Annotated in this window: 12 protein-coding genes and 1 tRNA gene; 11 read left to right on the top strand and 2 right to left on the bottom strand. The window is 47.2% G+C overall.

What is annotated here, in order from left to right:
• Positions 1-5: 5 nt before the first annotated feature.
• Both RBH92_RS06855 and RBH92_RS06850 read right to left on the bottom strand, forming a co-directional pair.
• On the bottom strand, positions 6-185 hold the full coding sequence (locus RBH92_RS06855; RefSeq protein WP_307933845.1) for a hypothetical protein: 180 nt from the start codon (positions 183-185) through the stop codon (positions 6-8).
• Between the two features lie 303 nt (positions 186-488).
• A tRNA-Leu gene (locus RBH92_RS06850) sits at positions 489-573 on the bottom strand.
• Between the two features lie 57 nt (positions 574-630).
• Here RBH92_RS06850 and rnr point away from each other — a divergent pair.
• From rnr to RBH92_RS06795, 11 genes are all read left to right on the top strand, one after another.
• Positions 631-2,856: a ribonuclease R gene (rnr, locus tag RBH92_RS06845; protein WP_307933844.1), complete on the top strand. Its 2,226-nt coding sequence runs from the start codon at positions 631-633 to the stop codon at positions 2,854-2,856.
• Between the two features lie 83 nt (positions 2,857-2,939).
• The gene (rlmB, locus tag RBH92_RS06840; protein WP_307933843.1) at positions 2,940-3,680 is read left to right on the top strand and encodes a 23S rRNA (guanosine(2251)-2'-O)-methyltransferase RlmB; all 741 of its coding nucleotides are present in this window, start codon (positions 2,940-2,942) and stop codon (positions 3,678-3,680) included.
• 84 nt (positions 3,681-3,764) lie between these two features.
• On the top strand, positions 3,765-5,522 hold the full coding sequence (gene argS, locus RBH92_RS06835; protein ID WP_307933842.1) for an arginine--tRNA ligase: 1,758 nt from the start codon (positions 3,765-3,767) through the stop codon (positions 5,520-5,522).
• Between the two features lie 23 nt (positions 5,523-5,545).
• Entirely contained in the window at positions 5,546-6,352 is an 807-nt protein-coding gene (locus RBH92_RS06830; protein ID WP_307933841.1) for an SPOR domain-containing protein, read from the top strand.
• Positions 6,353-6,417: 65 nt separating this feature from the next.
• The gene (locus RBH92_RS06825; protein ID WP_307931811.1) at positions 6,418-7,455 is read left to right on the top strand and encodes an IS630 family transposase; all 1,038 of its coding nucleotides are present in this window, start codon (positions 6,418-6,420) and stop codon (positions 7,453-7,455) included.
• Between the two features lie 112 nt (positions 7,456-7,567).
• Positions 7,568-8,206 (top strand): thiol:disulfide interchange protein DsbA/DsbL, encoded by a 639-nt coding sequence (locus RBH92_RS06820; protein WP_307933840.1) that lies wholly within the window; start codon positions 7,568-7,570, stop codon positions 8,204-8,206.
• Positions 8,207-8,646: 440 nt separating this feature from the next.
• Positions 8,647-10,269, top strand: a complete 1,623-nt coding sequence (locus RBH92_RS06815) for an HDOD domain-containing protein (protein ID WP_307933839.1) — start codon at positions 8,647-8,649, stop codon at positions 10,267-10,269.
• A gap of 36 nt (positions 10,270-10,305) precedes the next feature.
• Positions 10,306-11,340 (top strand): IS630 family transposase, encoded by a 1,035-nt coding sequence (locus RBH92_RS06810; RefSeq protein WP_307931601.1) that lies wholly within the window; start codon positions 10,306-10,308, stop codon positions 11,338-11,340.
• A 61-nt stretch (positions 11,341-11,401) separates the two neighbouring features.
• Entirely contained in the window at positions 11,402-12,019 is a 618-nt protein-coding gene (gene gmk, locus RBH92_RS06805) for a guanylate kinase (RefSeq protein ID WP_307933838.1), read from the top strand.
• A 164-nt stretch (positions 12,020-12,183) separates the two neighbouring features.
• The gene (gene rpoZ / locus RBH92_RS06800; RefSeq protein ID WP_307933837.1) at positions 12,184-12,387 is read left to right on the top strand and encodes a DNA-directed RNA polymerase subunit omega; all 204 of its coding nucleotides are present in this window, start codon (positions 12,184-12,186) and stop codon (positions 12,385-12,387) included.
• 138 nt (positions 12,388-12,525) lie between these two features.
• Complete coding sequence (locus RBH92_RS06795; protein WP_292924537.1) at positions 12,526-14,628, top strand: RelA/SpoT family protein; 2,103 nt, start codon at positions 12,526-12,528, stop codon at positions 14,626-14,628.
• Positions 14,629-14,683: the final 55 nt, after the last annotated feature.

The following is a 14,683-nucleotide window of genomic DNA, read 5'->3' as shown; positions in this document are numbered from 1 at the left end:
CTGAATCAATAAACAAAAAAAAGAACACCACCAATACCATACAAACACCCACCTGCAATCCGCATAGCACGGGCTGCTAATATTTCTTTGACTGCTTTGAAAAAGCTTGAAGATCCGATGTAATCATCAATAAGTTTTGCTTGAAATTTTGTGACTTTGCATAATTTATCATTACATTGACCCATTACCCTAATATTTTTCTTGTACTTACATGGCAAGGTTTTTGTCTGCTGGAAACAATGAAACCAGTCTGCAAGCTATTAAAGCAAAAATTGCATTAACCTTGGGCGGCAATCGTCGATTGATTCCATTTTTAAATGTAATTCATCAGAATGTGATATAAGATTTATATCGAATTGGGAAGATAAAATTCTTCCGGAAAATTGATCGAAAATCCCCCAGCAAATTTTTTTAGGCGCAGCTTTAGGCATAGAAAAAATTTTTATGGAAATATTTTCTATTAAATCTAATGAATTAATTGCTTTTGATGGTGCCCAGAAGAGGACTCGAACCTCCACACCCGAAGGCACATGGACCTGAACCATGCGCGTCTACCAATTCCGCCATCTGGGCAAGATGCAGCCAGATCAGGCTGCCGGAAAACGCGTCATTCTATAGGAAATCACTGTTTTGTCAAATAACAAGAAGCAAAAATTGCGTGATCTGGATCCCTTTCTCCAGCGGGAGAAAGAACGTTATCCGCAGCCCCTGCCAAGCCGCGAATATATCTTGCAGATTTTGAAGCAACAAGGCATTCCGGTTGCCGAGCAAACACTATACAAACTGCTATCGATTACAAAAAAAGAGCAGGCATTGTTTAGCCGCCGATTGGCGGCAATGATGCGCGAAGGTCAGATTTTCCGTAACCGCAAAGACGATATTTGCGTGATGGAAAAGCTGGATTTGATCAAAGGCCGGGTGCAAGGACATCCGGATGGTTTTGGTTTTTTAATCCCCGATGATGGCAGCAGCGATCTGTATCTAAGTGCCAAGGAAATGCACAAAGCGCTACACGGCGACCGGGTTCTCGTGCGCGAAATTGGTTTGGACCGGCGTGGCCGCCGTGAAGCGGCAATTGTCGAGATACTGGAATCGGCTAATACAAAATTGGTTGGGCGGTTACATATCGATCACGGGATTTTGTTTGTCGTCGCGGAAAATAAACGTATCAGCCAGGATATCCTGATTGCCAAGGAACATTCGTTAAAAGCCAAAGCCGGTCAGGTTGTGATGGTGGAAATCATTCAACAACCCAATAAACACGCGCAACCGATCGGCAAAATTGTTGAGATCCTGGGTAACTACACCGCGCCGGGAATGGAAATTGAAATCGCGCTGCGCAAACACGATCTCCCCTACGAGTTTTCTCCCGAAACCGGCAAATTGTCAGCGAAATTTCCGAAAAATGTGCTGAAGAAAGAATGGTCGGGGCGCCGGGATCTCTGTCAGTTACCGCTGGTGACCATCGACGGTGAAACTGCGAAAGATTTTGACGACGCTGTGTATTGCGAGAAGGATGGCAAAGACTACCGGTTGTTCGTCGCCATCGCGGATGTCAGCCACTATGTCAAACCACGTGACGCAATCGACCAGGAAGCCTATACCCGCGGCAACTCGGTGTACTTTCCGCGGCGCGTAATCCCAATGCTCCCTGAAGTTTTATCGAATGGGTTGTGTTCACTGAATCCAAACCAGAAACGGCTATGCATGGTTTGCGAAATTCGTTTTAAAACCAGCGGCGAGATTATCGATTACACATTTTATCCTGCCGTGATGCGGTCTCACGCCCGGTTAACCTATACCCGCGTCGCCGCCATGCTGGCAAACAACAGTAGCCAAGAAGCCGAAGAATATGCGGAATTGCTGCCGCATTTGCAATTGCTCGACAAGCTCTTCAAGGCATTATTGAAAGCACGTAAGAAACGTGGCGCCATTGATTTCGAAACGACTGAAACACAGATGTTTTTCAACGATCAGGGCAAAATCGAAAAAATCGTACCGGTACAACGCAACGATGCGCACCGTTTAATCGAAGAATGCATGCTGGCAGCCAATGTTTGCGCGGCGGATTTTTTGCAAAAGAACGGCCAGACCACGTTATACCGCATTCACGAAAGTCCGGTTCCCGAGAAAATTGAAACACTGCGGAATTTCTTGAAAGAATTCGGCATTCCACTCGGCGGCAAGAATAAACCCAGCGCCAAAGACTATGCGCAAACATTGCTTAAAATCCAAGACAGACCGGATGCGCAATTGTTGCAAACAGTCATGCTGCGTTCTTTGCGGCAAGCCATCTATAGCCCCGATCTGACCGGACATTTCGGTTTGGCTTACGATGCTTATACGCATTTTACGTCGCCGATCCGGCGTTATCCCGATTTGCTCGTTCACCGGGCAATCAAAGCTGTTTTGAATGGTGAAATCTATCAACCGGGTGACTGGAATATGCTCGGTCAGCATTGCTCCATGACCGAACGGCGCGCCGACGATGCCACGCGTGACGTCGAAGCGTGGCTCAAATGTTTTTACATGCAAGATAAAATCGGCGAATGTTTTGATGGTGTTATCAGCAGCGTAACTGGATTCGGTTTGTTTGTGGCGCTCGACGAAGTGTATGTCGAAGGATTGGTGCATATTTCCGATCTGCCCAGCGATTATTTTCACTTCGATGCGATAAAGCACATGCTGCTTGGCGAACGCAGCGGCAAGCAATTCCGGCTTGGCGACCGGGTACGCGTGCAAGTAGTCCGCGTCGACCTGGAAACCAGCAAAATTGATTTTGTATTGATCGAGGCTGAGAAGAAACAGAAGCGATCTCAAGCAAAAGAGCGCGTTAAAAAAAAGAAAGCTCCTTAATGGCTTGAATTTACCATACAATATTACCCAGCAATTTTTCGTGATCACGCATTCACTGCTTCCAACTCTCAATTAACCGAACTGTGTCAGGTATCCGCTTCATTATTGGTTTTCACGCCGTCACCAGCCGTTTGCGGCAAAATCCCGGCAGTATCAAAGAAATCATCATCGATGCAACGCGCGATGATCATCGCGCGCGAAATCTGTTGCAGCTTGCCGGAAACCACAAAATCCGTATTACCGCCAGTAACAGCGCGAAACTGGCCGAGATTACCGGCAGTCATCGTCACCAAGGTGTGGTTGCGAGTATTGATGCGACACACCAGCATTTCGACCTTGACGATATTCTCGATAGCTTGACCGAACCAGCGCGATTGCTGGTATTGGACGGGATTCAGGATCCGCATAACTTAGGTGCGTGCCTGCGCGTGGCCGATGCATTCGGTGTTCATGCCGTGATTGCTCCCAAAGACCGGGCAGTCGGCTTGACGCCCGCGGTCTACAAAGTCTCCAGCGGTGCCGCCGATACCGTGCCGTATATCGCGGTCACCAATCTTGCGCGCACGCTCCAACAATTGAAAGACCGGAATGTTTGGATTTACGGAACTGCAGAAGACGCCGAACACGATCTGATTCATTTTCAATTAAAAGGCGCCGTCGCGTGGGTATTCGGCTCCGAAGAGAAAGGCATGCGCCGCTTGACACGGGAAAATTGCGATCAATTGGTACGCATTCCCATGCTTGGCGGAGTGGAAAGTTTGAACGTTGCGGTCAGCGCTGGGATCTGTTTATTTGAAACCCACCGCCAACAATCTTTGGCTTGATACCGCGACCTGGTAAAATACCGGCTACAACCGATTCCAATCTCCGGCTATACCAACCAAATTGATAACGCTATTCCCTAAACCATGACTTCTTGTGATTGCCCGAATTTCAAAACCCATTTCTCCGGACTTTTAGAACAAGCGGCTCGCGCCATCACATCCCCGGATACGGTGCTGCGCATAGAATTAACCCGTACCAAACAGGCCAGTCATGGCGACTATTCCTGCAATCTGGCCATGCAATTGGCCAAATCATTGCACAAAAATCCCCGCGAAGTTGCCAGTTTGCTGATTGCTGCTCTCCCCTCATCGCCGTATCTGGATAAGGTGGAAGTCGCCGGCGCCGGCTTCATCAATTTGTTTTTAACCCACGCCGCCAAGCAGCAATACGTGCATCAGGTACTGCAAAGCAAAGCCGCCTATGGCCATGGCGATTCTGGGCAAGGTAAAAAAATTCAAGTGGAATTTGTATCCGCGAATCCGACCGGTCCGTTGCATGTCGGCCATGGCCGCGGTGCCGCCTATGGCGCGAGCCTTGCAAATGTTCTGTCAGCAGCGGGTTTCAATGTATCGCGGGAATTCTACGTCAATGACGCCGGCCGCCAAATGGATATACTGACACTTTCCACTTGGCTGCGGTATCTGGAACTCAACGATATCCACATACCATTCCCGCAAAACGCGTATCAAGGAAGCTATGTAAGCGCCATGGCGCAATTAATCTTCCAGGCGCATGCAGAACGGTATGTCCACCAACCGGCATTATTACTGGATGGTCTGCCTATCCAAGTATTAGAGACCGTAGTTACAACCGATGAGCATCTGGATCTATTAATCGCCAATGCCAAAAAAATCCTGGGTCAAGATTATGCGTATTTTCATAATTTCGTGCTGACCGAGCAACTTGGGGATTGCCGCAACGATTTGATGGAGTTCGGCGTTGAATTCGATATCTGGTTTTCGGAACAATCGCTGTACGATAATGGTTCCGTTGCTCGCACCATGCAATTGCTCGAGGACAAAAAATACCTATACGAACAAGATGGCGCAATCTGGTTTCGCTCAACCGATTTCGGCGACGAAAAAGATCGCGTCGTACAACGCGATAATGGTCAATTTACCTACTTCGCTTCAGACATAGCCTACCATCTGAATAAATTTGAACGCGGCTTTGATCAAGTCATTAATATTTGGGGTGCCGATCATCACGGCTATATCCCACGGGTAAAAGGTGCTTTGCAAGCACTTGAACTGGATCCGGCAAAACTTGAAATTGCCTTGGTGCAATTCGCCGTGCTCTATCGCGACGGCAAGAAAGCACCGATGTCGACACGCTCCGGCGAGTTTGTCACTTTACGGGAACTACGCGAAGAAGTTGGTAAAGACGCGGCTCGTTTTTTTTATGTGATGCGTAAAAGCGATCAGCATCTGGACTTCGATTTAGACTTGGCGAAATCGCAAAGCAACGAGAATCCGGTCTATTATGTGCAGTACGCACATGCGCGGGTATGCAGCGTTCTGGCGCAATGGGATGGTCAAGTAGACGAACTGGTCTCGGCGGATACCACGATTCTGACGAACCCGCTTGAATTGGCGTTGTTACAAAAACTCATCGATTTTCCGGATACTGTAGAGATGGCTGCACGCGAATACTCGCCACACCTGATCGCCTTCCATCTCCGCGAACTGGCAAGCGAATTTCATAGCTACTATAATTCAACGCGTTTTCTGGTACCGGAAATTCCATTGCAATACGCTCGTTTGGCACTAATTGCAGCCGTCCGCCAAGTGTTAAATAATGGTTTGACATTACTCGGTGTCAGCGCGCCTGATAAAATGTAACCAAAAATTACTGAAGGATATTCATGAGTCGAGATTATAAATCCCGCAAGCCTGCCCGATCGTCACCGGAAAAAAGCGGCTCGGCATTCTTGGGCGGATTTGTGGGTTATGCATTGGGACTTGCCAGCGCCATCGGTATCTGGGTGTATTTTAACTACGGCCCGAATCCCTTTCTCGCAACTGAGAAAGTGCCCAGTTCGGCAGAGATCCATCAAAAACAATCGACTGTAGAGGCGTCCGCCCCTCCGGAAAAAGCAGAGAAAGAAGAACCGGTTCATTTAGTCGAAGAAAAACCAAAGTTTGATTTCTATAAAATATTACCCGGCGTAGACGAACCGGAAATCGATCATCACTACCGGCCGGCTGCCGAGCCGCCACCGGTTGAGCCACCCGTCAGCGTCAAAACGCCGGAGGTTATCAATAAACCCGCTAAACCTGTTGAGCCGACACCGCTACTGGCGCCGCCGCGCCCCACGCCGGTCATAACACCACCGGAACCCGCTCCGCAAGTCGCAGCAATTCAGCCACGCATTGTTCCTGCAGAGCCTGCGCCGCCACCGGCTGTTCCTCCTGTCAGTGTTACGCCGCCGTCTCATGAGAAATTTTTTCTGCAAGCAGGGTCGTTCCGGAAAAACGATGAAGCTGAAAACCTTAAAGCACGATTGGCGTTGTTGGGCTTATTCGCCACGGTTCAACCGATCGATCTGGCGGATAGAGGCATGTGGTACCGGGTTCGAGTTGGCCCCTTCAATAATCGGACGGACGCCGATCGAGCCAATGTCTCATTGAAGGAGAATGGAATAGAAGCTCAATTTGTGAGAATTCAATAAATCCGTAACTATTGACTCGGCACAATAATACTTGAAATTTATGAATCGCCCCCCATCTTGTTGAAATGGAAAAAGACGACGCAAGATATTCGACGCTGGAGCAACTGCATGAACGGCGCAAGCAAGTGGTGCGGTTGCATCGCAAGGGCTACGGCGTGATGCAAATTGTTGAGCTCAGTGGGCTTTCGTATCCGACAGTTCGGTTTGCGATAGATCGGTATGAAGAAGGCGGATTTTCCGCCCTGAAGCCAGGGATGCGAGGCAAGCGTACTGGTCAAGGGCGGTCACTGACAGAGGAGCAGGAACAAGCCATCCGCAAGATCATTTGTGACAAGCGTCCGGAGCAACTGAAGATGGAATTTGCGCTGTGGAATCGGGCGGCGGTCATGCAACTGATAGAGCGGGAGTACAGCATCAAGCTGTCGGTGCGCGGCGTAGGCAACTATCTGTCACGTTGGGGTTTCACTCCCCAGAAGCCGATCAAGAAGGCCTATGAGCAGCGGCCTGAAGCCGTACAAGCCTGGCTCAACGAGCAATACCCGGAAATTGAGAAGCGCGCCAAGGCGGAAGGCGGCGAGATTCACTGGGGCGATGAAACCGCCTTGGTCAATACCGATGTGCGCGGTCGTTGCTATGCTCCGGCAGGCAAGACGCCAGTCACCTACGCGGCTGGTGGTACGCGACAGAAGCTATCGATGATTGCCGCAGTGACGAATCAGGGCAAAACACGCTGGATGATTATCGACGAGGCCTTCAACGCCGACAGGCTGATCGAATTCCTCGAAGCGCTGATCAAGGATGCCGGGAAGAAGGTATTCTTGATTCTCGACAATCTGCGGGTTCATCACAGCAAACAGGTCAAGGCATGGGTCGCTGAACGACAAGACAAAATCGAGCTGTTCTACCTGCCCAGCTATAGCCCGGAACTGAATCCGGAGGAACGCCTCAATGCCGACCTCAAGCATGCCATCGGGACGAAAGTGCCGGTGCGCACCAAGGCCAAACTCAAACTCGCTGCCACCGAACACATGGTTAAACTTGAACAATCACCCGAACGGGTCAAAAGCTTCTTTCAAGATCCGAGGGTCAAATATGCCGCTTGAAACTTCAAACTTCATCTGGCCGGATCAATAATCTTTTTAGCGCACTGTTTCAAAATACGCCTCACCGATAACTACTTTTCTCTTACTTTCAAACTTTATTGAAGGAGTAAAAATGAAGCGACGTCAGTTTCTCTCAGCTTTCTTGTTGTTAGGTTTCTCTTTTGTTTTTGTTCCTGACGCCCAATCCGAAATCATTGAAGGCAAAGATTACGCTGTTCTCGCCAAGCCGATACCCGTTGAAAATACCGGCAAAGTCGAAGTTCTGGAGTTTTTCTGGTACGGTTGTCCGCATTGCTATAACTTGCATCCCCATCTTGCCACCTGGCTGGCCAATCTTCCGGCGGATGTTAACTTCCGCTATGTTCCCGCGATTCTGCGCGCTAACTGGGTTCCGGCTGCAAAAATATTTCACACCATCGAAGAGATGGGGATTACCGGTACTTTGCATGATAAAGTTTACGATGCGATCCATCGCGATAAAATTGATTTGAATAACGATTCGGTATTATTCGAGTGGGTTGAAAAACAAGGTTTCGATAGGAAAAAATTTGAAAATACCTATCAATCCTTCACCGTGCAGAATCTCGTTGCCAAATCGACACAAATGACGCGTCAATACGAACTCAATGGAGTTCCCGCTCTGATCGTTAATGGCAAATACATCACCAGCGGACGAATGGGCGGCACCCCGCAGGATACCATCAAGACTCTGAACGGACTCATAGAAAAAGTCCGTAAAGAACTCCGATAGCATCCATCATCAATTATTCCAGGAAAAGGATTCTTCAAGCATCGCCAGCCTCGAAAATAGCACGGCCTTTCCGAAGGCCGCGCTTAGTTGTTTCAAGATAACCGCAATTGCGTTATTTTTGATTTCCGCCCAGCTGTCGATGTCGTGCAGCAACGATCAAGCAAAGCCGCAAATCGAGTCCATTTTAAAAACTTTTAACTCTGCCATTTTTCCGAAAGAAGAAATTCATTCGCAGAATTTCTTCTGACGCATGCGTTTGTATTTTCTTTTTGACGATACTTATCGAAACGCGATCTACATTTCTTATTAATAACCAGATCGCCATGCCGATATCTAATGGCATTAAATATTTAGACTTCTTAGTTATTTAAATACACTGGCTGATTCAGTTTATCCGGATTTGTTATTTCAATTAAGCATATCTCTAAAAGAATACGACGATGCGATCAATACATACACCCTTTACACCACATGGCTCATCGCATGATCCGGCTGTAACCGCCGCGAATACCGCAACGATTAAAACCAGCTTACTTGAAGCTATTGCTAACGACCCCGATCTTCCGACGCTGGGCAGCTCCATTTCTCGTATCGTGCAACTATCATCTTCCGATCATGAATCCATCCGCCAGCTATCCTATTTTGTTTTATCCGACGTTTCATTAACACAAAAGATTCTGCGTTTATCCAATTCCGTTGCATTCAGACCGTCTTCCAATAAAATTATCACCAGTGTTACTAAAGCAATTTTTCTAATGGGTTTTAATTCTGTCAAAAACTGTGCGCTAGCCATGCTGCTTGTCGATGGCATGTCAGGAAAGCAGGTCGAGCATGTTCGAACCGAGTTGATTCATACTTTGGCCGCCAGCATGGTAAGCCGGGAACTAGCAAAACACAGCCAATTTGGTGATGCCGAAGAAATAGTCGTGGTTGCGCTTTTTAAAAATCTTGGCCGGTTATTACTCGCCGCTTATGATCCCGAGCACTATCAAAAAATGACGGCATTGATTGCACAAGGCGCCCATACGCCGTGGCAGGCGGCCATGCAAATATTAGGCTTCAATCTGGAAACGTTGACCGAAAACATTTTAGAAAACTGGAATATTCCCGGCAGTATTATCCAGGCGCTCAAAAATAGGCCCGGCGGCAATCTCAATCTGGCAAAAAGCAAACACGAATGGATGCAGCAAGCCGCAGAATTCAGTGAAAAAGCTGCGCCGCTTGTGTTGACATGGACGCAGACTAACAATCCAGCCTGTAAAGAAAAGCTTCTTAGCCGTTTTGGTAAAGCATTGTGTCTCGACACTATAAAACTGGATCAATTGATTGCCAATGCCGGCGAAGAAACCTATGCGCTATTAATGGATACGGATCTAATCGCATTAGAAAATAAACGAACGAACAAACCGAGTTCGTCGCCAACTGAATTTAGCCCGGAGAATGAAGAAGATGCATTGACAGACTTGATACTCGGAACGGACCAAAACGATCATCATCAAATTACTCAACGATATCCCAGCGGTAAGCCCTATAATGCATCCACCTTGCTGCTATCGGGAATTCAAGACGTAGCGGAAATCATGGCTTCCGGTTACTATAAACTTGATGATTTGGTTATGCTTGTGCTCGAAACTTATTATAATAGCCTGGGATTCCGCTTTATCACGTTTTGTTTACTAGACTCTAAAATTAACCAGTATCGCGCGCGAAGTTCACTCGGACAAAACAACATGACTTATCAAAAAGCTTTCAATTTTCCGGTCACGCCCTCTATTGATTTGTTTCACGGCGCTCTGAAGAAAAATGCAGATTTGCTGATTTCCGATGCTTCTACTTGCAAAATTCGTAAGCTTATCCCGCAATGGCATAAGGATTCACTGCCCGACGCACGCAGTTTTATGATTCTTCCTTTAGTTACCCGTCAGAAACCAATTGGACTTTTCTATGCTGATCGTGATGTCGAAGCACCGGAAGGTATTTCTTCAGAAGAGACAAGATTAATCAGAACATTGAAAGGTCAGGCACTTACGGCTTTTAATTCTATAGACCCGGCCAATAAATAGTTTGAACTTTGAGTGATATTGCATGCCCATAGAAGAATGGAGAAAATAGATGCAAGAACCTTAAAGGATGAAGCGCTGCATGAACGGCGGCGGCAAGTGATTCGTCTTTACAAGCGAGGCAGCACTTCTGTGCAAATAGCGCAAATAACGGAACTGAGCGACACGGCTGTGAAGAAGATTATTCGACTTTATGAAACAGCTGGCGCAGCTGGACTAAAACCTGGTAGACGGGGACGAAGCGTGGGTGACAAGCGCAGCCTCAGCGAAGAGCAGGAGTTGAGATTGCAACGGCTTATTTGCGATAAGCGTCCTGAGCAACTGAAGATGGATTTTGCATTGTGGAATCGTGGCGCGGTGAGTCAGTTAATCCAGCAGGAATGTGGCCTATCCATGCCGATACGTACGGTGGGGCACTACCTTAAACGATGGGGGTTTACCCCGCAGAAGCCGATCCGGCGTGCTTACGAACAACGCCCGGAAGCGGTAAAGCAATGGCTCAATGAGCAATACCCGGAGATAGCCAGACGCGCTCGAACTGAAGGCGGTGAAATTCACTGGGGTGATGAAACAGCACTAGTCAACACGGATGTGCGAGGACGTGGTTTTGCACCCAAGGGAAAAACGCCGGTAGCCTATGCGCCTGGTACACGACAACGACTGTCAATGATTGCCACAGTGACAAACAAAGGTTGTGCACGGTGGCAGATTATCGATGGCAATTTCAATTCGGATCGGCTCATTGAGTTTTTTGAGCTTCTGATCAAAGATACGGAGAAAAAAGTGTTCTTGATCCTGGATAATTTGAGAGTACACCACAGCAAACCAGTAAAGGCTTGGCTGGAAGAAAATAAGGAAAAAATCGAATGCTTTTATTTGCCCAGCTACAGTCCGGAATTAAATCCAGAAGAGCGATTAAATTCAGATTTGAAACAGGCTATCGGTTCTAAAGTGCCGACGCGTACCAAGGAAAAATTGCGTAACGCTGCCAACGATCACATGACGATGCTGGAGAACAATCCAGAGCGTGTTGCTTCTTACTTCCAAGATCCATATGTAAAATATGCCGCTTAAAACTATTTAATGGCCGGATCAATAATTAATCCCGGATCGATCATTAGCGACAATACTTCAAATGATTAAAACAGACGGTTGTTTATTTATCATTAGCGCGCCATCCGGTACCGGAAAAACAAGCCTGGTTAGAGCCTTACTGCAATCAAATCCCAATCTCGCTCTTTCGATTTCGCATACCACCCGGCCGCCGCGCCCGGCAGAAATCAATGGCCGCGATTATCATTTTGTCACTACGGAAACCTTCCGTGAAATGCAGCTCAATGGAGAATTTATTGAAAGTGCTGAGGTTTATGGCAATCTTTATGGTACTTCTCAGCAGTGGGTCAATAAAATCATCTCGTCCGGGCAAGATATTCTGCTGGAAATTGATTGTCAGGGTGCTCAGCAAATACGCAGGCTATTTCCACAAGCCGTTGGAATTTTCATTATTCCGCCTTCTGTCGAGGTGCTGGCAACCCGATTAAAAACGAGAGCGCAAGACAATCCGGAAATTATCCAAAAAAGATTGGCGGCCGCTCGTGAGGAAATCAGTCATATCGCCGAATATGATTATGTGATTATCAATGATATCCTTGAGCACGCGCTCAGCGACCTGGCAAGCATTGTAAAAGCCGAACATTTAAAACAAAACCGTCAATTAATCAATTGTTCTGAATTAATTGCGCAATTCTCCTGACTTGCAACTACGGAATAATCAAGGAAGCGGATTTTCAGTACTACCCCGGCATCGAAGAATATTCGCACAAACGAACAATCAGTATTACTCAAGCATTAATTCATGCTTACATTGATAATATAGTAAAATTTATCATCAAATTTTTTAACTAAAAGGGAAGATCCATGGCACGCATTACAGTAGACGATTGTTTAAAACTGATTCCTAATCGATTTGAAATGACATTAACAGCAACGACACGGGCAAGGCAACTCGCTATCGGTTCTGCACCGCTTGTTGATCCGGGGCGAGACAAACCGACAGTCATTGCATTACGCGAATTGTCTCAAGGAAAAATCGGGATCGATATCCTCAATTCCAAAAATTAGCCGCTTTATCCGGCTTATCCCAACATTGCCTCAATATCTGGAAACTTCTAACCTATCAGCAGCTTAAGAACGGGTCTGCAAAAAGCGATTCACTCGCGCTAAAGTTATTGCCGGATGCGAATCTACATCTAAAACGTCATGCCAGAAGCAGAGTTATTATTTTCTGAATCATCCCAATATCTCAAACCGGAAGATATCGCGCAGCTCCGCAACGCCTATTCTTTCGGGCAAGGCGCGCATTCCGGGCAATTCCGGAAATCGGGCGAACCCTATATTTCTCACCCAGTCGCGGTCGCAAGGATACTCAGCACACTGCATCTCGACACGCCGACGCTAACAGCCGCGTTGTTGCATGATGTCGTGGAAGATACCGATATCTCCAAAGCCGAAATCAGCGAACGATTCGGAGAGCCGGTTGCGGAATTGGTTGACGGTGTATCCAAACTAACAAAAATTGAATTCCAGACGCAGGAAGAAGCGCAAGCGGAGAATTTCCGCAAGATGCTGATGGCGATGGCCCGGGATGTACGCGTTATCCTGATTAAATTAGCAGACCGGCTCCACAATATGCGCACGCTGGAGGTCATGCTGCCGCAGAAACAACGCAGTATTGCCCGCGAAACACTCGAAATTTATGCCCCGATCGCGCACCGTCTGGGACTGAATACCATTTATCAAGAATTACAAGAGCTGGGCTTCCGCTATTCATACCCGTTGCGTTATAAGGTTTTGATTAAAGCCACGAAAGCGGCGCGCGGCAACCGCCGGGAAGTCGTAGGAAAAATTCTCGAAACCATTACACAAAAACTAAAAGATGCCGGATTGGAAGCGGAAATAAGCGGCCGCGAGAAGCACCTCTACAGCATTTACACGAAAATGGTCGAGAAACATTTATCTTTTTCCGAAGTGCTGGATATTTACGGCTTTCGCGTCATCGTCAAAGACATCCCGTCCTGCTATATCGCATTGGGCATGTTACACAGCTTATACAAGCCGATACCCGGAAAATTCAAAGACTACATCGCAATTCCCAAGGCCAATGGCTATCAATCACTGCATAGCACGCTGCTGGGGCCTTATGGCATCCCCATCGAAATTCAGATTCGTACCGCTGAAATGCATCGGATCGCCGAGAACGGCGTCGCCTCACATTGGCTTTACAAGAGCTCGGATATTGATTTCAATGAATTACACTCAAAAACCAATCAGTGGTTGCAGAGTTTGCTGGAAACACTCAGTGGATCCCGCGATTCACTAGAATTTCTGGAACACTTAAAAATTGACTTATTTCCCGGCGATGTTTTCGTTTTCACACCGCAAGGAAAAATATTGACACTCCCAAGAGGCTCAACCGCGGTGGATTTTGCCTATGCAGTACATTCCGATGTAGGTAATTGTTGTGTCGCTGCTAAAATCAACGGTGAGAATGCGCCGCTGCGTTCTCAGCTCAAAAGCGGCGATCGGGTTGAAATTGTGACCGCGCCGTACGCAAAACCGAATCCTGCGTGGCTGAGTTATGTTGCAACCGGCAGAGCCCGCTCGCACATCCGCCATTTCCTCAGAACCATCCAATACGACGAGTCGGTCAAATTGGGTGAACGTATGTTAATTCAAGCATTGCTCTCATTTAATATCAATCCTGAGACCATCAGCGATGTGCAATGGGATAAACTGGTTCGCGACAGTGGCGTCAAATCCAAAGATGAGCTATTTGCTGAAATGGCTTTGGGCAAGCAATTACCGGTTGTTGTGGCAAAACGATTAGCATCGCCTGAATCCATTTCCAATCAACAAAGCGCGGGACCGATTACCATACTTGGCACCGAAGGTGTTACCGTTCAATTTGCAAAATGCTGCCGCCCGATCCCCGGTGATACCATCGTTGGCATTTTCAAAAAAGACTCGGGTCTTATCATCCATACATTTGATTGCAACTATGTCACCAGCAGTCAAAAGAATTCCGATAACTTCATGGATGTGACATGGGGTAAAGACATCTCTAAAACTTTTGAAGCCAGCATCAAAGTTACCACTGCCAATAAACAAGGCGTACTTGCACATGTCGCAGCTGAGATTGCCAAAGCCGATTCCAATATTGACGATATTGCCATGGAAAGCGAGGGAGATTACATGCACATGCGCTTTATCATTCAAGTGAATAACAGACATCATCTCGCGCAAGTGATGCGCAGTCTCCGGCGTCTCAAAGAAGTTGTCAGAATAAACCGCACCAAAAATTAAAATTTTTAGACGCGCGCTTTTATCCGTTTTTCAGCGTTTATTCCACATGCATTTG

Source organism: Nitrosomonas sp. sh817 (genome assembly GCF_030908545.1).
In the GTDB taxonomy this organism is placed as follows: domain Bacteria; phylum Pseudomonadota; class Gammaproteobacteria; order Burkholderiales; family Nitrosomonadaceae; genus Nitrosomonas.
Note: the sequence above shows the minus strand (reverse complement) of the source record. Positions and strands in the feature narration are given on the sequence as shown.

What these genes read in the sequence shown, in the direction of transcription:
- RBH92_RS06855 (WP_307933845.1), bottom strand. Translation starts at nt 185, where the DNA reads ATGGGTCAATGTAATGATAAATTATGCAAAGTCACAAAATTTCAAGCA.
- argS (WP_307933842.1), top strand. Translation starts at nt 3,765, where the DNA reads ATGACTTCTTGTGATTGCCCGAATTTCAAAACCCATTTCTCCGGACTT.
- RBH92_RS06830 (WP_307933841.1), top strand. Translation starts at nt 5,546, where the DNA reads ATGAGTCGAGATTATAAATCCCGCAAGCCTGCCCGATCGTCACCGGAA.
- RBH92_RS06825 (WP_307931811.1), top strand. Translation starts at nt 6,418, where the DNA reads ATGGAAAAAGACGACGCAAGATATTCGACGCTGGAGCAACTGCATGAA.
- RBH92_RS06820 (WP_307933840.1), top strand. Translation starts at nt 7,568, where the DNA reads ATGAAGCGACGTCAGTTTCTCTCAGCTTTCTTGTTGTTAGGTTTCTCT.
- RBH92_RS06815 (WP_307933839.1), top strand. Translation starts at nt 8,647, where the DNA reads ATGCGATCAATACATACACCCTTTACACCACATGGCTCATCGCATGAT.
- RBH92_RS06810 (WP_307931601.1), top strand. Translation starts at nt 10,306, where the DNA reads ATGGAGAAAATAGATGCAAGAACCTTAAAGGATGAAGCGCTGCATGAA.
- gmk (WP_307933838.1), top strand. Translation starts at nt 11,402, where the DNA reads ATGATTAAAACAGACGGTTGTTTATTTATCATTAGCGCGCCATCCGGT.
- rpoZ (WP_307933837.1), top strand. Translation starts at nt 12,184, where the DNA reads ATGGCACGCATTACAGTAGACGATTGTTTAAAACTGATTCCTAATCGA.
- RBH92_RS06795 (WP_292924537.1), top strand. Translation starts at nt 12,526, where the DNA reads ATGCCAGAAGCAGAGTTATTATTTTCTGAATCATCCCAATATCTCAAA.